Origin of the sequence: Ruegeria sp. EL01 (genome assembly GCF_900313035.1) — a bacterium.
Classification (GTDB): domain Bacteria; phylum Pseudomonadota; class Alphaproteobacteria; order Rhodobacterales; family Rhodobacteraceae; genus Ruegeria.
In genome coordinates this window covers 283,626-300,463 of record NZ_OMPS01000004.1, presented here as the reverse complement: position 1 = coordinate 300,463, position 16,838 = coordinate 283,626, and the positions used below count along the sequence as shown (strand labels likewise).

The 16,838-nt window shown below is 56.4% G+C and carries 13 protein-coding genes; 3 read left to right on the top strand and 10 right to left on the bottom strand.

The genetic code is table 11. The annotated features are described in order from the left end of the window. Positions 1-139: 139 nt before the first annotated feature. Positions 140-787, bottom strand: a complete 648-nt coding sequence (locus D9K61_RS04525) for an aminotransferase class IV family protein (protein ID WP_120632049.1) — start codon at positions 785-787, stop codon at positions 140-142. Further along, a complete protein-coding gene (locus D9K61_RS04520; protein WP_120632048.1) occupies positions 742-1,869 on the bottom strand; it encodes an aminodeoxychorismate synthase component I in 1,128 nt (375 codons plus the stop codon). Before D9K61_RS04520 ends, D9K61_RS04525 begins: the two co-directional genes overlap by 46 nt. A gap of 177 nt (positions 1,870-2,046) precedes the next feature. Here D9K61_RS04520 and carB point away from each other — a divergent pair, with 177 nt between their 5' ends. Beyond that, positions 2,047-5,391 carry a carbamoyl-phosphate synthase large subunit gene (gene carB / locus D9K61_RS04515; protein WP_120632047.1) on the top strand — a complete coding sequence of 1,115 codons (3,345 nt, stop codon included), beginning with the start codon at positions 2,047-2,049 and terminating at the stop codon, positions 5,389-5,391. A 68-nt stretch (positions 5,392-5,459) separates the two neighbouring features. Here the strand turns inward: carB and D9K61_RS04510 are convergent, their stop codons facing one another. The 3 genes from D9K61_RS04510 to D9K61_RS04500 are packed head-to-tail and all read right to left on the bottom strand — an operon-like array spanning position 5,460 to position 10,023. After that, a complete protein-coding gene (locus D9K61_RS04510) occupies positions 5,460-8,510 on the bottom strand; it encodes an efflux RND transporter permease subunit (RefSeq protein WP_120632046.1) in 3,051 nt (1,016 codons plus the stop codon). An 11-nt stretch (positions 8,511-8,521) separates the two neighbouring features. After that, positions 8,522-9,559 carry an efflux RND transporter periplasmic adaptor subunit gene (locus tag D9K61_RS04505; protein WP_120632045.1) on the bottom strand — a complete coding sequence of 346 codons (1,038 nt, stop codon included), beginning with the start codon at positions 9,557-9,559 and terminating at the stop codon, positions 8,522-8,524. Beyond that, positions 9,556-10,023 carry a MarR family winged helix-turn-helix transcriptional regulator gene (locus D9K61_RS04500; protein WP_120632044.1) on the bottom strand — a complete coding sequence of 156 codons (468 nt, stop codon included), beginning with the start codon at positions 10,021-10,023 and terminating at the stop codon, positions 9,556-9,558. Before D9K61_RS04500 ends, D9K61_RS04505 begins: the two co-directional genes overlap by 4 nt. Positions 10,024-10,184: 161 nt before the next feature. Here D9K61_RS04500 and D9K61_RS04495 point away from each other — a divergent pair, with 161 nt between their 5' ends. Beyond that, positions 10,185-11,309, top strand: a complete 1,125-nt coding sequence (locus tag D9K61_RS04495; RefSeq protein ID WP_120632043.1) for a beta-ketoacyl-ACP synthase III — start codon at positions 10,185-10,187, stop codon at positions 11,307-11,309. 35 nt (positions 11,310-11,344) lie between these two features. On the opposite strand, the gene D9K61_RS04490 is transcribed toward D9K61_RS04495, so the two are convergent. Beyond that, positions 11,345-13,138: a hypothetical protein gene (locus D9K61_RS04490; RefSeq protein ID WP_120632042.1), complete on the bottom strand. Its 1,794-nt coding sequence runs from the start codon at positions 13,136-13,138 to the stop codon at positions 11,345-11,347. 182 nt (positions 13,139-13,320) lie between these two features. Continuing rightward, on the bottom strand, positions 13,321-13,782 hold the full coding sequence (locus tag D9K61_RS04485; protein WP_120632041.1) for a hypothetical protein: 462 nt from the start codon (positions 13,780-13,782) through the stop codon (positions 13,321-13,323). A gap of 354 nt (positions 13,783-14,136) precedes the next feature. Between D9K61_RS04485 and D9K61_RS04480 the strand changes: the two genes are divergently transcribed. Beyond that, complete coding sequence (locus D9K61_RS04480) at positions 14,137-14,715, top strand: thymidine kinase (RefSeq protein ID WP_120632040.1); 579 nt, start codon at positions 14,137-14,139, stop codon at positions 14,713-14,715. On the opposite strand, the gene D9K61_RS04475 is transcribed toward D9K61_RS04480, so the two are convergent. The 3 genes from D9K61_RS04475 to proC are packed head-to-tail and all read right to left on the bottom strand — an operon-like array spanning position 14,712 to position 16,808. After that, entirely contained in the window at positions 14,712-15,662 is a 951-nt protein-coding gene (locus tag D9K61_RS04475; protein WP_120632039.1) for a D-glycerate dehydrogenase, read from the bottom strand. The two genes, D9K61_RS04480 and D9K61_RS04475, sit on opposite strands and share 4 nt — an antisense overlap. Beyond that, the gene (locus D9K61_RS04470; protein WP_120632038.1) at positions 15,662-16,000 is read right to left on the bottom strand and encodes a tRNA-binding protein; all 339 of its coding nucleotides are present in this window, start codon (positions 15,998-16,000) and stop codon (positions 15,662-15,664) included. The genes D9K61_RS04475 and D9K61_RS04470 overlap by 1 nt, the downstream gene beginning before the upstream one ends. Next, a complete protein-coding gene (gene proC, locus D9K61_RS04465; RefSeq protein WP_120632037.1) occupies positions 15,993-16,808 on the bottom strand; it encodes a pyrroline-5-carboxylate reductase in 816 nt (271 codons plus the stop codon). The genes D9K61_RS04470 and proC overlap by 8 nt, the downstream gene beginning before the upstream one ends. Between the last annotated feature and the right edge of the window lie 30 nt (positions 16,809-16,838).

The window sequence follows — 16,838 nt, the reverse complement described above, 5'->3', positions numbered from 1 at the left end:
GATATCCCTTCGGGCGCAAAATTCGTCGCGCCGGTACACCGCGTCAGGCCCGGAAAGTCAAGGCAGGTCGCGCCGTCAAAACAGCGTTTACACAATGCACGGTTAGAAATAGACGCCCAGACCAGCAACAGCGCCCAGATCAACGGTTCTCCAACTCTACGGGCATCAGCCCGCGTAACGAGTTTCCCATATAGACCGTTTGCGCGTTCAGGAGATCGGCCAGAAACAATTTGGCCTCTGTAAACTCATGTGTTTCTAATAGCTCTTCGCGCAGAATACCCGGCAACAATCCACACGACAGGGCCGGGGTAAGGCGCCTGCCATCCACCGTCACAACAAACAGGTTGGTGATTGTTCCCTCGCAAAGCTCATCGTGCTCGTTTAGGAAAAGCAGCTCGTCGACAGAATCCGCCATCGCATTTCGGGCATTGTCATAAACTTTGCGCCGCGTTGTTTTGTGGCGCAGCCATTGATCTGACGAATTCAACTTCGTGTCAGCCAGCGCCAACCGCCAATGGGACGGGTTACTCGCCAGAGGTGCTGTTGTCAGTTCGAACTTGCCGGAAAGGCCCATCGTCAGCCTGCACCGCAACGGTGCCTCATTCGACACTTCGGACAGAGTGTCCAATGCCTCGTCCACTATGAATGGCAGGTCCAATGCGGCAGCAGTTCGCGCCATGCGGCCCAGATGGCGGTCTTGCCTTACAAAACCCTGATCTGGCCGATAGGCCAACGTCTCGATCAGGCGGAAATCAGGCTCAACTGGTGCGCAAAGCGGGCCTTCCATAGCGCTTCCTCATATTCAGACGGGGCTGTGCTGTCCCAAACAACGCCGCCGCCCACGTTCAGCGTCGCCGCGCCATCTTCGACCATCAGGGTACGGATGGCCACGTTGAATTCTGATCTGCCGTCCGGGGCCGCCCAACCGATGGCACCGCAGTAGATGTCTCGCGCCCAAGGCTCCAGCTCGGACAGTATTTCCATCGCGCGTATTTTGGGCGCGCCAGTGATGGAACCGCACGGGAAGAGGGCGGATAGGATATCAGACAACCCGGCCCCGACCTGCAGCTGCGCGCGCACGAGAGAGACCATCTGGTGTAGCGTCGCGTAGGTTTCGACCTTGAACAGTTCAGGGACATGCACTGATCCCGGCAGGGCAACCCGGCTTATGTCATTGCGCAGCAGGTCAACGATCATCAGGTTTTCGGCCCGGTTCTTTTCATCGATCGACAAGAAGTTTCGACGGCGCGCATCTTCGGCCATGTCGTCGCTGCGGGGCTGCGTGCCTTTCATCGGGCGCGTTTCAATACAACCCGTCGCGTCGGTTCGAAAGAACAATTCCGGCGACCGGCTGAGCAGATCGGGCAAATCTTCCTGTTCGACCAAAGCACCATGCCCAACGGATTGGCGGGCCGTCAGGGCGGCATAAAGTGAAGCACTGTCGCCCTTGATAGTCATGTCAATCGGGAAGGTCAGGTTTGCCTGATAGATATCTCCTGCGCCTATAGCATCGTGGACGGTCTGAAACGCCCGGGCGTATCGGTCATCATCCCACCTGGGTTGAAAGTTGGAAATTCCCGCATCAGCTTTTGGCAAGTCGCTTTGGGTCGGACCATCGTAAACGCCAAAACACATCAACGGCAAACGGCGATCTTGGGGAAGGCGCGCCTGAAGACGCGACTCGAGCACATACCCAAGCTCATAGCTTGCATATCCGGCCACCCAGGCGCCGCCTGCGCGCGCCTCATCCAGCGCCGTCATTGCCTGGGGCACGTCTTCCGCCATTTCAGCGCGGATTATCTGGGAAGGCCGGTCGAAACGGGTTCCCGGACCGGCCGGCCCCTGATCAAAACGAATACGCAATTGCATCCTCATTTGCCGTGCAACGGGGTATAGAGAATACGCCGACGAGGGAAAGAGGGGAAAGCGGCAATTTCGCCCTTGTTTCCGATACCTCTTGAACCTTTTGGCGTGGTCCCTATAACGCAGGACAATTTGGGCGCTTGGGCGGTGCCCCTGACTCGCGAACATCGAAGGACGTAGGCCATGCCGAGAAGAACCGACATTCAGTCGATCATGATCATCGGGGCGGGCCCCATTGTCATCGGTCAGGCTTGTGAATTCGACTACTCGGGCGCTCAGGCCTGTAAGGCGCTGCGCGAAGAAGGATACCGGGTCATTCTGGTAAACTCGAACCCCGCGACAATCATGACAGACCCCGGTCTGGCAGACGCGACGTATATCGAACCAATCACGCCCGAGGTTGTCGCCAAGATCATCGAGAAAGAACGCCCCGACGCGCTGCTGCCTACCATGGGCGGGCAAACCGGTCTCAACACCTCGCTGGCATTGGAAGAGATGGGCGTGCTGGACAAGTTCGGTGTTGAAATGATCGGCGCCAAGCGTGACGCCATCGAAATGGCCGAAGACCGCAAATTGTTCCGCGAGGCGATGGACCGACTGGGATTGGAAAACCCCAAGGCCACCATCATTACCGCACCAAAGAACGAAAACGGCAGTGCTAATCTGGACGCTGGCGTGCAGATGGCGCTGGACGAGTTGGAAGAGATCGGCCTGCCCGCCATCATCCGCCCCGCCTTTACCTTGGGCGGTACCGGTGGCGGCGTGGCCTATAACCGCGAGGATTTTATCCATTTCTGCCGCTCGGGCATGGATGCTTCGCCGGTCAATCAGATCCTGGTCGATGAATCCCTGCTGGGCTGGAAAGAGTTTGAGATGGAGGTGGTGCGCGACACCGCTGACAACGCCATCATCGTCTGTTCCATCGAAAACATTGATCCGATGGGCGTGCATACCGGCGACTCGATTACCGTGGCCCCTGCCCTGACGCTGACGGACAAGGAATACCAGATCATGCGCAACGGCTCGATTGCCGTTCTACGTGAAATCGGTGTCGAAACCGGCGGATCAAATGTGCAATGGGCGATCAACCCGGATGATGGCCGCATGGTTGTGATCGAGATGAATCCACGTGTGTCGCGCTCGTCCGCTTTGGCGTCGAAGGCAACCGGTTTCCCGATTGCCAAGATCGCAGCCAAGCTGGCCGTTGGCTATACGCTGGACGAGTTGGACAATGACATCACCAAGGTGACCCCGGCCAGCTTCGAGCCAACCATCGACTATGTCGTCACTAAGATCCCGAAATTCGCGTTTGAGAAGTTCCCAGGCTCGGAACCCTACCTGACCACCGCGATGAAATCGGTGGGTGAGGCGATGTCCATCGGTCGGACAATTCACGAATCGATGCAAAAAGCGCTGGCCTCGATGGAATCCGGCCTGACCGGCTTTGATGAAGTCGAAATCCCTGGCCTGAACGTTGGCGTCTGGGAGGAAGCCAGCGACAAGGCCGCTGTGATCAAAGCCATTAGCAAGCAGACCCCAGATCGCCTGCGCACAATCGCGCAAGCCATGCGTCACGGCCTGTCTGACGATGAAATCTTCGGCGTCACCAAGTTCGACCCGTGGTTCCTTGCGCGCATCCGCGAGATCATCGAAGCCGAGCGTGACGTCATCAAAACAGGCCTGCCGATGACCGAGGACGGTATCCGCAGGCTCAAGATGTTGGGCTTTACCGATGCCCGCCTTGGAAACCTGACAGGCCGCGACGAAGACAACGTGCGCCGCGCGCGCCGTAATCTTGGTGTCAGCGCAGTGTTCAAACGCATCGATACCTGCGCCGCGGAATTCGAAGCGCAGACGCCTTATATGTATTCAACCTATGAAGCCCCGATGATGGGCGAGGTTGAATGCGAGGCACGGCCATCAGATCGGAAGAAAGTCGTCATTCTGGGCGGTGGTCCGAACCGGATCGGTCAGGGCATCGAGTTCGACTATTGCTGCTGCCACGCCTGCTTCGCGCTGACCGACGCGGGTTATGAGACCATCATGATCAACTGCAACCCCGAGACTGTCTCGACAGACTATGATACCTCGGATCGGTTGTATTTTGAGCCGCTAACCTTCGAACACGTCATGGAAATCCTGACCAAGGAACAAGACAACGGCACACTGCACGGTGTGATCGTTCAGTTCGGTGGCCAGACCCCGCTGAAACTGGCCAATGCGCTGGAGGAAGAAGGTATTCCGATCCTCGGCACCACGCCAGATGCCATCGACTTGGCGGAAGACCGTGAGCGGTTCCAGGCTCTGGTCAACGACCTGGGCCTGAAGCAGCCCCGGAACGGCATCGCCTCCACCGACGCGCAAGCATTGGAAATCGCAGAAGCAATCGGCTTTCCACTGGTGATCCGCCCCTCTTATGTTCTGGGCGGTCGCGCAATGGAAATCGTGCGCGATATGGATCAGCTTCGGCGCTACATCAATGAAGCCGTGGTGGTTTCCGGCGATAGCCCCGTACTGCTGGACAGCTATTTGTCCGGCGCGGTTGAATTGGACGTAGACGCGCTGTGCGATGGTACCGACGTGCATGTTGCGGGCATTATGCAGCACATCGAAGAGGCGGGCGTTCACTCCGGCGACTCGGCCTGTTCGCTGCCGCCGTATTCACTGTCAGATGAAGTCATTAGTCGGATCAAGGAACAGACCTTCAAGCTGGCCAAAGCCTTGAACGTTGTGGGTTTGATGAACGTGCAGTTTGCCATCAAAGATGACGAGATCTACCTGATTGAGGTCAATCCGCGTGCCTCGCGCACCGTGCCCTTTGTTGCCAAGGCCACCGACAGCGCGATTGCCTCGATCGCCGCGCGGGTGATGTCGGGCGAGAAACTAGCCAACTTCCCGATGCGCCCCGCGTATCAAGAGGGTCAGGACACCAAGATCGCAGATCAAATGACCTTGGCCGATCCCAATATGCCGTGGTTTTCGGTCAAGGAGGCCGTGCTGCCTTTCGCTCGGTTCCCCGGCGTCGATACGATCCTGGGCCCGGAAATGCGATCGACCGGTGAAGTCATGGGGTGGGACCGGGATTTCCCGCGAGCGTTCCTCAAGGCGCAGATGGGGGCTGGCATGGTTCTGCCATCGTCGGGCCGCGCGTTCATCTCGATCAAGGACGCGGACAAAACCCCCGCCATGCTCGAGGCCGCGCAAGTTTTGGTTGCGCAAGGATTCACCCTTGTTGCCACGCGCGGCACACAGTCATGGTTGGCGGATCTGGGCGTTGCCTGCGACCTCGTCAACAAGGTCTACGAGGGCCGTCCGGATGTGGCCGACATGCTGAAAGATGGTCAGGTGCAATTGGTAATGAACACTACCGAAGGCGCACAGGCCGTTGAGGACAGCAAAGTCATCCGGTCGATCGCTCTGTATGACAAAATCCCCTATTTCACGACCGCAGCCGCCAGCCACGCTGCAGCGTTGGCAATCAAGGCGCAGGCCGAAGGGGATGTTGAGGTTAAGTCACTGCAAGGCTGATCGACCACTGATTTGAAACGAAAAGTCCCCGGTGACAAACCGGGGACTTTTTTGCTTTCAGCGCGTGATCAAACGGCAGCGTGAACCGTCATCTGCTTCCTTTCGTCCCGCGCAAAGAACAGCATGTAGAACACCGGTGCAGCGACCATGGTCAGGACGGAAGCAAAGGCCAGACCGCCCATGATCGTCACCGCCATCGAGACGAAGAACGCATCCGTCAGCAATGGTGCCATCCCAAGGATCGTCGTGATCGCGGCCAGCATGACGGGACGCAGGCGCGAGACTGAGGCTTCGATGATTGCCTCGCGCAACGGTGTGCCGGTTGCGCGAACCAGGTCGATTTCCTCGACCAGCACGATGCCGTTCTTGATCAACATCCCGGACAGGCTAAGCAGGCCCAGAAGCGCAGTGAACGTAAAGGGCAGACCGGTTCCGAGCAGGCCAATAACAACGCCGTTGACCGACATGGGCACCAGCAGCCAGATGATCACAGGCTGGCGGATTGCGTTGAACAATAACACAGAGATCAGAACCATGATCAGCAAGCTCAGGGGCAACTGTTTGCCCAAACTTGCCTGCGCATCGCCAGAGTCTTCAAACTCGCCACCCCATTCCATCTTAAACCCGGGCGGCAGGTCAATAGCTTCTATCGCGTCGCGGACTTCTGCGTGGACCTGCGCGGCTGTGAGTTCGGGTGGGATGTCGGCCCCGACCGTGATGGTCAAAACCCGGTCGCGACGATGTACCAGCGTATTGAGCGAGGTGTATTCGAAGCCATCCACCATTTGCTCGATTGGAACAAACCTTTCGGATTGATCCGAGTACACGACCTGATCGACAATCGAATACTCGCCATCGACCGGACGGCGCAGGATGATCGGGATCAGGCGGTCACGCTCGCGCAAGACCCCTCCGGTGATGCCGTCGGTGGAAAACTGCAAAGTGGCCGCGATGTCTTCACGCGTCACCCCTGCGGTTTGGGCGCGTTCGGTGGCGTAGATCGGTTGGACTGCCAGTTCTTGCTCACGCCAGTCATGGTGAACTAGTAGGGCATTGGGAGAGGTCGCAGCCATAATCTGAACAGCTTCCTCTGCCAGTTGGCGCAGAACTTTCGGATCACTACCCGAGAATCGGGCCTGTATCGGATCCCCGCCACCTGGGCCAAAGACCAAACGCTTGGTGCCAAACTCTCCCTCGGGGAACTGGGCAGAGCCAAACGCCTCAAGATCCGCCTGAAGGGCTGGAATATCGTCCAGAGTTTCGGTGCGAATGATCATGTGGCCGTAGCTTGGGTTGGGCTTTTCCGCCGAGTAGGTCAACATGAACCGGGTCGCACCCTGCCCCACAAAGGTGGTCGCTGATACGACGTCGTCCCGTTCAGCAAGCCATTCTTCAAAAACCGCCATATCCTGCGACGTGCGCGCAATCGGCGTTCCCTGTGGCAACTTATAGTGTACAAAGAACAAAGGTGTGTTCGAGTTGGGGAAAAACTGCTGCTTCATCAGCCCAAAGCCCGCATAACAGACCACGGTGATCGCGACCAATCCGGCAACCACCAGCCAGCGGAACCGCAGCGCCCAGCGCAGGATTGCACCGTAGACACGGAACAGAATGCCGCTATAGGCATCCAGCTCACCCTCTTTGCCTTGTTTGAAGAAATAATGACCCAGCATTGGTGTCACCGTGATGGCCAACACCCAGCTGAGCAGAAGCGAGATGCCAATAACGGCGAAAAGCGAGAACAGGAATTCTCCGGTCGCATCCGGGCTGAGGCCGATCCCTGCAAAAGCCATGATACCAATCACCGTCGCGCCCAGAAGTGGAACCTGCGTTTTGGACGCCACGTCTTCGGCAGCATCGCGCGAAGACTTGCCTCGCAACATCGATATCTGCATCCCTTCGGCTACAACGATTGCATTGTCCACCAGCATCCCCATGGCAATAATCAGGGCGCCTAGCGAAATCCGCTCCATCTCGATGGAAAACAGGGACATGAACAACAATGTGCCGACCACGGTCAGCAAAAGGGTTGAGCCCACAACAACGGCAGCCCGCCAGCCCATGAAAAGGCCCAGAACAGAAACCACAATGGTCACGGACATGGCCAGATTCACAAGGAAATCGTTCGATGCCTGCTCGACCACAACGTGTTGCTGGTAGATGGGCAGGATTTCGACGCCAAAAGGAATTTCTGTGTCCAATTCGGCGAGTTTGGCGTCAGCGCGTTTGCCGACTTCGACAATGTTTTCTGTCGCCAGCCCAGCGATCCCGAGAGTGAAGGCCTCGGTTCCGTTAAATCGAATGATGATGTCGGGGTCGGTTTGCCGCGCGCGATAAACGTCTGACATATCGAACAGGTTGATGACCTGACCCTGAGAGCCGACGGACAGCCCGGCGATAGCCGAGACGCTGTCCGAACCTTCGGCAGTCAGAATTGTCGTGCGATCACTTTCCGAGCGCAAAGACCCCGAGGAATTGACCGAATCCGCGTTGGCAATCGCTTCATTGATCGCCTGTAAAGGAACGTTCTGGTTGACTGAGATTGCCAGATCGGGCTCTACAAAGATCGCCTCATTCGGCAGGCCCTGCACCTCAACATCTGCCACCCCGTCAACGGTCAGCAACTCACGACGCAGGAACGTAGCTAACTCGTGTTTTTCGGCGTCCGAATATCCCTCGGCCGTCACTGCGTAAAACAGGCCGAACACGTCGCCGAACCCATCGTTGACATAAGGGGCGCTGACCCCCGACGGCAAGCCGCGTGCGGCATCGCGCACTTTGGCGCGCAAACGCGTCCAGATATCGGGCAATTCCGTACCGTCGTAGATTGATTTGATTTCCACTTCGATCAGGGACTGGCCCGGCTGATTGACCGAAGTAATTACATCCACTTCGCCCATCTGCTGTATCGCGGATTCAAGTGGTTCTGATACTTCCAACGCCACCTGTTCTGCGGTGGCGCCAGGGTACTGTGTCGCGATGACCGCGTTTTTGATTGTAAACGCTGGGTCTTCAAGTCGGCCAAGCGACAAAAATCCCCAGATACCGCCGAACAGAGCAATCAGAATTATCAGCCACGTATAGAGCGGCCGGTCGATAGAGGCGCGTGCAATATTCATCTGTCAGCACCTCAATTCGCAAAACCGGCGAAGCGGCGCACAGCCTGACCATCGGTCAGCACAGTGCCCCCTGCAACGACAACCTCGTCACCATCAGACAGACCTGACAGAACACGGACATCGCCGGTTTGTGTCGGTTCAACGGTTACGGGCACAGACCGAACCATGCCATCGTCTGCACCGACCGGTGAAAAGACCATCACGCTCAGATCCCCGTTTGCGCCAGCCACGATGGCTGTTGCCGGCACGACGATCCCAATGCGATCGTCCTGCACCTGGACGTTTACTGTGACAGAAGACCCCGGCAGGATTTGCATACCCTCAGGCGGGGTCAGACCAAATTGAATGCGAAAAGTCTGCCCCACGCTCGAGGTTTCTGCGTCGAATTCCCGGACTTCCAGAGGAAAGACTTCATCGCTGACCGGGAATTTGGCGGTGATTGTCAGATCGTCATTCTGCCCAGAGCGTTGGAACAGGATTTCCGGGACGTCAACCTCGATCCGAAGCTCGGACATATCGTGGATACGCACAACGGGCGTGCCTGCCGAAACGGTGGTAAAGGCCTCGACCGCCCGGCTGGACACCAGCGCATCAAACGGGGCAGTCAGCGTAGCATGATCCAGTTCGTATTCTGCGTCCCTTAGCGCCAGCGCAGCCAATTGAGCTTCGGTTTCGGCGTCATCAACGGCCACCTGGCTGGCGGTGGTACCGCGCAGACGCGACAGACGGGCTTCGGTTCGGTCAGCTTGCTCTTTTTGTAAGCGTGCGCGATCCAGACGCAGGTCAAACGGCTCCTGATCGAGACGGGCGATCAGGCCATCCTTAGGAATCACGAACCCTTCGGTCACCGGCATTTCAACAATCTGCCCAGCAACCTGAAAGGCCAGATCGACGGTTTGGCGCGCGGCGACGCGGCCAAAGAATTGGCGCGAGAAACCTGGTGTCGTTTCGCTCACCTGCATCAGTTTTACCGGTTTGGGGACATCTTGTGCGGCAATCGGAGTTGCCAGAACGGCCAGAGCAAGGCCCAGTGAAGTCAGGAGTCTCATTTCTTCAATCCCTCGGGAATTCCCGTTTTCAGAATGTTGTCACGGATTTTGCATGCCATTCGCGCGAATTCGGCAGTTTCTTCTGTATTCAATCCAGAGGCCCGGCGAAAAAGATCTCCAGCCTCGGCCACCAGCATATTCCGCGTCTCATGCCCCTGCTCTGTCAGAACAAGAAGCCAGGCACGGCGGTCTTCGGGGTCTCGTTCGCGGATCAGGTAGCCTTGCTTTTCCAACGCATCCGCCGTCGCGGTGATCGTTGACGGAACACTTAACATATCCGCAGCCAAAACACCCATCCGCTTGGGCTCATTCAACTTTATCAGCATATGGCATTCTGGATGGCTCAGATCCGTTTCGATACAATCGAAGGTTTCTTCCAGTTTCCAGTACAGGGCATAGACCCCCATGATCGCCTGAATCTCGGGACTGAGGCGCCCAAGTCTGGTATTGATATCGTCGGGCATTCGAAGTCCTCGCGCGAGCCTGCATTGCCATATACTTCAATTTTCGAACTATTCAAGATGTGAAGCGCATTGCGTATCAAGTATTCCCTTGGGTCAAGATCACTTGATCAAATCCCATTGTGACTGCATTTTGAGTGAATCCGAAACATCCAGGACCTATCATGTATACGCCCGCCATCACCGGTACAGGTGTTTTCACACCCGAGAACACCATCACGAACGCTGAACTTGTTCAGGCATTCAACGCCTATGCCGACAAGCAGAACGCCGAAAATGCCGAGGCAATCGCCGCCGGAACGATGGAACCGCTGCAACATTCGTCCGAAGAGTTCATTCTGAAGGCATCCGGTATCCAGAACCGTTATGTGATGGACAAGACAGGCGTCCTGGATCCCGGGGTCATGCACCCTTCGCTTCGCCAACGCGGTGATGAAGAGCCGGGGATTATGACCGAGATGGCCGTGGATGCGTGCACCAAAGCGCTGGCGCAAGCCGGGCGCACAGCAGCAGACGTCGACCTGGTGATCTGCGCAGCTTCGAACCATGAACGGGCTTACCCTGCGATTGCAATCGAGATTCAGCAGGCTTTGGGCATCGACGGGTTCGGGTTTGATATGAATGTCGCCTGTTCATCAGCAACGTTTGGCATTCAGGCGGCTGCAGACATGGTTCGGTCCGGCTCTGTCAGGGCCGCGCTCGTGGTGAACCCGGAAATCTGTTCGGGCCATCTGGAATGGCGTGACAGGGATTGCCACTTCATTTTCGGTGATGTCGCAACTGCCACGCTGATCGAACGGATCGAAGATGCAAATGGCCCGCATTTCGAAATTCTGTCGACCCGCTGTGCCACAGCTTTCTCGAACAATATCCGAAACAACAACGGGTTCCTGCGTCGTTCGCGCCCTGAAGGGGTGGTCGACCGTCGCGACATGCAATTCATGCAGAACGGGCGAAAAGTGTTCAAGGAAGTGTTGCCGATGGTGAGCAAGCACATCGGCGATCACATGGACATCGAAGGCGTCGAAGCCCGCGATCTGAAACGTTTGTGGCTGCATCAGGCCAACAAAACTATGAATGACTTCATCGGCAAAAAGGTCTTGGGACGTGAACCTGAAGCCGGCGAGCAACCCAACATTCTTCAGGACTACGCGAATACATCATCGGCCGGGTCGATAATCGCGTTTTCCAAATTTTCGGACGACCTAGAGGATGGCGATGTTGGTCTGATCTGTTCCTTTGGCGCAGGCTATTCTGTTGGTTCGGTCATCGTAAAACGGCACTCTTGATGAACTGAAATGCCCTGCCGACCGCGTGAATCTGCCTAACCTTTCTTGACACGATAGATATGGAACGCAGCATCTTCGTCGCCCTCAATTTCTTCGAGAAACTCGGGCAATTCCCCGGAAATCAGCGCAGCAGGCAACCCAATACCATCAGATACGGAAGACCAATAGTCGGACCTGGGGTTGAATTTGCAAATCGCAATGTAGTCCACGCCCAACTCTGCAAGACGTGGACTAATATCCGATACATTTGATCTAAACAGATCAATCTGGGCAAGAAGTCCAGCTTCGTTCCGATGGTAATTTCCAGCCAGAGCTGAGTGATTCGTATGGCGAAGCAGGTATGACGCATAGTCGAAACCAATCACTACCATACCTGGCTCAAGACTAAGGAGCGGCTCAAAGGAGTGCTTTGCGTTACAAGAAATTAGGTGACGCGGCTCTGGCGTTGTCTCAGCCGCTTTTTCACTCTTGGGCGCCGTCAGAGCTTTGTATCGCTTCTCGATGCTGGCACCTGTGTTGGGTGCCACAAGAGCTACAAACAGGATCATCAGAACGCCGAAGATCCGCTGATTTTCAACCCTGTACTTCTGATACATGACCCGCAGCACCTGGGCTTGCACAGCAACAAGCGACATAGTCAGAAAAGTCATCATCCGGGACTGGAGCAAAAAGAGGCCGAAGCTTGCAACCATCAGAAACAAAAACAAAAGATACTCGATCTTTGCCTCAGTTCTGTATGCAAAGAACATCGCAGCCAAAATCGAGAAGACGGCGATGCAGATCAATGCGATGGTCTCTCCCGCGTGGCGCTGAATGACGAGCGTGACGTTTTGCGCTTCTGTAATCTGGCTCAGCCAGAACTCGCGTACATCCGGCGGCATATTGTGAATCGGGTTATCCAGGCAATGCGGCGCAAACGTTTGCACAGCGGCGACAACAGTTCCCCCCAAGACCAGCACACACACGGTTCGCACCCGAATTGAACGGTCGGACGCAAAAATTGCTGCAGGCAACAGGCCAGCGGCGGCAAGCCCGACAGGCAAGGCAACACTCAGGGTTAACGCGTCACATCCCGGATAGTAAAAGCTGTCGCGACTCGTTGTTACAAACACCGCCATTAATAGGGTCAAGACAATTGCGATGCTGAATTCAATCGTGCGGCGGCGGGCCGCCGGACCTGACAATAGCCAATCTACAGCCACAAATACCCCGATTATTCCAAGTTGTAGCAGGGATTCAGCGCCAATGGACACCGACAGAGCAATGCAAAACCCGATCCAGAGCCCGGCATGCAGTCTGTCTTTTCTAAGGACAAAGAACATCGCCGCCGAGACGAACAGCAAAACCTGTAACCCATGATGATCGAATGAGAACTGGTCAAACTTTCCCGAGTTCTGTAGCGCGAAAACTCCCATGACCAGGGCCGAGATTGCCCCCGCACGATTGCCCAACACGCCCCCGGTGACAGCAAATGCCCAAAGCGTTAGCCCGGCCAAAACCGACGGCCAGATCAACGCAGTCAGGGTCAATGCGGTTTCCGCAGGAAGAAACGCGTTGCTCACCCAGTAGATCGCAGTAATCGGGACATCGACAAGGCGAGACCAATGCATCAGCGTGCCCTCATCCGGCCCAAGACGATGCTGATACGGATCGAACCAGCCCTGCCCGTTTTGCAGGTCCACCACTGCGACCCAGCGCATGATATCATCCGGGCCTTGCGTATGGCCTCCGAGTATCATGAGGCCGACAAGCACCAGCAGGGCGGCACAAAACGACCAGCATACCAACCTGTCAGCCAGGACGTTGTAAGGTTCCTGCAGTTTCTGCATGTTGTTCTGCCTCTAGTGTCGTGCCTTCAGTTCTTTGCAACTTGTCTAACAACAATTGGGCAAGAGATTGACGGTGAAACACGCAATAGGCTTCGTGATGCCAGTTGGTTGGTGCAGCCAAGTATTCCGGCCTGACCATTGACAACAAGGACAGTGCCCGCACGGAACGAGTGTAAGCCAGATCAGCTCACGCTTTCTTCTTCCAGATGTAGCTTCATCTCGATCAGGACCTGTTGCAGAAGGCTGGTTTCCCGCAACAATCGCTTGGCCTCGTTCATTGTGATGATGCCGTCTTCGATTGCGGCCTGATACTCGGTCATCAACATCGCGAATCTTTGACTTAGCGCGATGACATCCGAATTCACCCCACCCGTACGCGGAGCATCCGTATTTCGGCCGTCATACGACAGGGTGATGTTTTTTAGGTCAGCTAATGCCGAAGTGACGTGAGGGTAAGATGCCGCGTTTTCAAGACGGGCCACCGCATCCACAGGCATAAACCGATCGGCATGCTCGATATTATCAGAATAATATCGTCCCAAAGTTGCTTTCGACTTGCCCGTAATCTCGCACGCGGCCTCGATTCCAACATCTTTAACAAGTGCTTCTGTATGCTTCTTCAGATAGGCCCCGATATCTGCCATTGTTTTACCCTTGTTACCTGCACACGCCGACCCAACTGTCGATTTGGGGGAAAGCGTGGGGATATTTCCCATATTCGATTCATAATTGAAATGTCATACATTGGCTATCCCTCAGATAAGCGGGGGATTTTGTGAGTGAGTGGCGGCAGTTCCTGCCGGTAAAGAGTGAACGCGAGGCGACTTATTAGCTTCGCGAAGGTTTGGCCACATGATGGCCAACGGCGTCGCTGTTGTGAGCGTGGGGGTTCCATCCCCAAGAGCATTTGCTCGGCCTCTGCAACCGCGATGGCGACGTCGCTTATCTTCGGGCATTGACACCTTGTTCGTTTGCCCGAAGCGTTTTAGACCCGCGCCATGGCTAAACTGTATTTCAACTATTCTACCATGAACGCGGGCAAATCGACGGTTTTGTTGCAAGCCTCGCACAACTACCGCGAACGGGGTATGGACACGTATCTCATGACGGCCGCTGTTGATGGGCGTGCCGGGGACGGGCGAATTGCATCGCGTATCGGGATATCGGAACGGGCTGATAAATTTTGCCCCGAAGATGACGTGTTTTCCATGATTGATAACCGCCTCAACACCGGGACTGTGGCCTGCGTGTTCATCGATGAGGCGCAGTTTCTATCCGAAGATCAGGTCTGGCAATTGGCGCGTGCCGTGGACGATCTTAATGTTCCGGTGCTGGCCTATGGGTTACGCGTGGACTTTCAGGGCAAACTATTTCCGGGATCTGCTGCATTGCTGGCGCTTGCAGATGAAATGCGCGAGGTCCGAACAATCTGTGAATGCGGTCGAAAGGCCACAATGGTGATTCGCCGGGATGAAAACGGACGGGCCATTACTGAAGGCGCGCAGGTACAGATCGGTGGAAACGAAACGTATGTTTCACTCTGCCGCAAGCATTGGCGCGAGGCGGTCGGCGCCTAAACCGGATTCGGCAAAGCACGCCCCTGCACGAACGCAGCGACGTTATCTAATGCCATATGTCCCATGCTGGTGCGCACCTCTTCGGTCGCTGTGCCCAGATGAGGCAGCAGTGTCACGTTCTCCATATCCCGTAACGAATGCGGAACGGTGGGTTCGAATTCGTAGACATCCAGACCAGCACCCGCAATTTGTCGGGTCCGCAGACCAGAGATCAGGGCGGCTTCGTCCACAACTTCTCCTCGTGCGATATTGACCAAAATCGCCGAAGTCCTCATCGCCTCCAAAACCTGCGCATTGATCAGGTGGCGTGTGTCGGCCCCACCGGGAACCGCTACAACAAGGAAATCCACTGCAGATGCCAGCGTCAGAATATCCGGTACGAAATCTGCCGCAAAATCGAGCTGTTTGGCGCTGCGTGCCAAATAGGCAACCTGCATGCCGAATCCGAAATGGCAGCGGCGGGCAATCGCCTGACCGATTCGCCCCATGCCAACGATGCCGACGTGCTTGCCGGTGACGTGGTGCCCCAGCATCTGAGTTGGGTGCCAGCCTTGCCAGTTACCCGAGCGCACCAAACGCTCTCCCTCACCCGCGCGACGCGCGGTAGACAACAGCAGGGTCATCGCGATGTCAGCAGTTGCATCCGTCACGGCACCGGGGGTGTTGGTGACCTGCACCCCTGCGGCCTGCGCCGCGCTGACGTCGATATGGTTGTACCCGACGCCGAAGTTGGCAAGCAATTTGCACTGAGGTGTGGACACATCTTGAAAGACCTGCGCGCCGAATTGATCACCCAGCGTCGGGACCACCACGTCGAATTCAGACAACGCACGTCTCATCTCGTCATGGCTCAAAGGCGTGGTCGCTTCGCGAATCTCGGCTTTGAATTCGTCAATCGCGCGGGCTTCGACCGCCGGTGTCATCGGGCGCGTGATCCAAAGTTTCATCAGTGCATCCGCCCGCCAGTTGGAACCTTCCCATCCGGACCGATCAGGACGATCTCGTTGTTTTCGTCCGGCAGACCCAGAACCAGGACTTCGGACATGAACTTGCCGATTTGGCGCGGCGGGAAGTTTACCACGGCCATCACCTGCTTTCCGATCAAGCTGGACGGATCGTAGTGCGCAGTGATCTGAGCCGAGGTTTTGCGCTCTCCAATCTCCTCACCAAAGTCGATCCACAGCTTCATCGCCGGTTTGCGGGCTTCGGGATAAGGCTCGGCGCGGATCACCTCGCCCACGCGGATATCGACTTTGAGAAAGTCGTCAAAAGAAATCTCACTCACGCGACAACTCCTTGGATCGATCAGTTGCGGCCTTGACGGCGCGGTGTAGAAGGTCGGGGAATCCTTCCTCCTGATGCATCAGAACCTCTAAGGCAGCCTGAGTGGTGCCGTTGGGTGAGGTTACATTGACGCGGAGTTGCGACGGGTCCTCATCCGAGGCCATCGCCAGCGCGCCTGCCCCGGCAACGGTGGATTTGGCCAATCGCATTGCCAAGGCATGCGGAAGGCCCTGCGCCTCACCTGCTGCGGCAAGCGTTTCGATCAGATGAAAGACGTAAGCCGGGCCCGAGCCGCTGAGTCCGGTCACGGCGTCCATCTGGGATTCTTCATCCAAACGCACCGTTTCACCAATGGCTGACAACAGGTTTTCGGCCAGTTCCAGGTCCGAATCCGTCGTTTGGGCATTCCCAATCACCGCCGTAACTCCCTGCCTAATGGCAGCAGGTGTGTTCGGCATGGCCCGCACAATAGGGGTGCCTTCACCCAAGACGTCTTCAAACGTTGCGATAGAGGTGCCCGCAGCAACAGAGATGAACAGGCTATCGCCTCCGCCAAGGGCCTGAATCGCGGGCAAAGCCGCCCCCATCATCTGCGGTTTGACAGCCACCAGCACAACTGCGGGTGCCTCGGGCAAAGGAGTGTTGATGTTGACGTTCTGCGATTGCAGCCACTCTGTCGGGTTGGGATCAATCGCCCAAACAGAAGCAGCAGGCAGGCCGTGATCCAACCAGCCCGCCAACATGGCGGATCCCATCTTACCGCAGCCCAGAAGCACAAGCCCCTGCTCGGCGATACGTGACATGTCCATGATTGCCCCTCCCCTTACTTGTCGGTTCGG

Coding starts and splice junctions, on each gene's coding strand:
- D9K61_RS04490 (WP_120632042.1), bottom strand. CDS start 13,138: ATGCAGAAACTGCAGGAACCTTACAACGTCCTGGCTGACAGGTTGGTA.
- D9K61_RS04525 (WP_120632049.1), bottom strand. CDS start 787: ATGGAAGGCCCGCTTTGCGCACCAGTTGAGCCTGATTTCCGCCTGATC.
- D9K61_RS04500 (WP_120632044.1), bottom strand. CDS start 10,023: ATGCCCGACGATATCAATACCAGACTTGGGCGCCTCAGTCCCGAGATT.
- D9K61_RS04475 (WP_120632039.1), bottom strand. CDS start 15,662: ATGAAACTTTGGATCACGCGCCCGATGACACCGGCGGTCGAAGCCCGC.
- proC (WP_120632037.1), bottom strand. CDS start 16,808: ATGGACATGTCACGTATCGCCGAGCAGGGGCTTGTGCTTCTGGGCTGC.
- D9K61_RS04505 (WP_120632045.1), bottom strand. CDS start 9,559: ATGAGACTCCTGACTTCACTGGGCCTTGCTCTGGCCGTTCTGGCAACT.
- D9K61_RS04485 (WP_120632041.1), bottom strand. CDS start 13,782: ATGGCAGATATCGGGGCCTATCTGAAGAAGCATACAGAAGCACTTGTT.
- D9K61_RS04480 (WP_120632040.1), top strand. CDS start 14,137: ATGGCTAAACTGTATTTCAACTATTCTACCATGAACGCGGGCAAATCG.
- D9K61_RS04495 (WP_120632043.1), top strand. CDS start 10,185: ATGTATACGCCCGCCATCACCGGTACAGGTGTTTTCACACCCGAGAAC.
- D9K61_RS04520 (WP_120632048.1), bottom strand. CDS start 1,869: ATGCAATTGCGTATTCGTTTTGATCAGGGGCCGGCCGGTCCGGGAACC.
- carB (WP_120632047.1), top strand. CDS start 2,047: ATGCCGAGAAGAACCGACATTCAGTCGATCATGATCATCGGGGCGGGC.
- D9K61_RS04510 (WP_120632046.1), bottom strand. CDS start 8,510: ATGAATATTGCACGCGCCTCTATCGACCGGCCGCTCTATACGTGGCTG.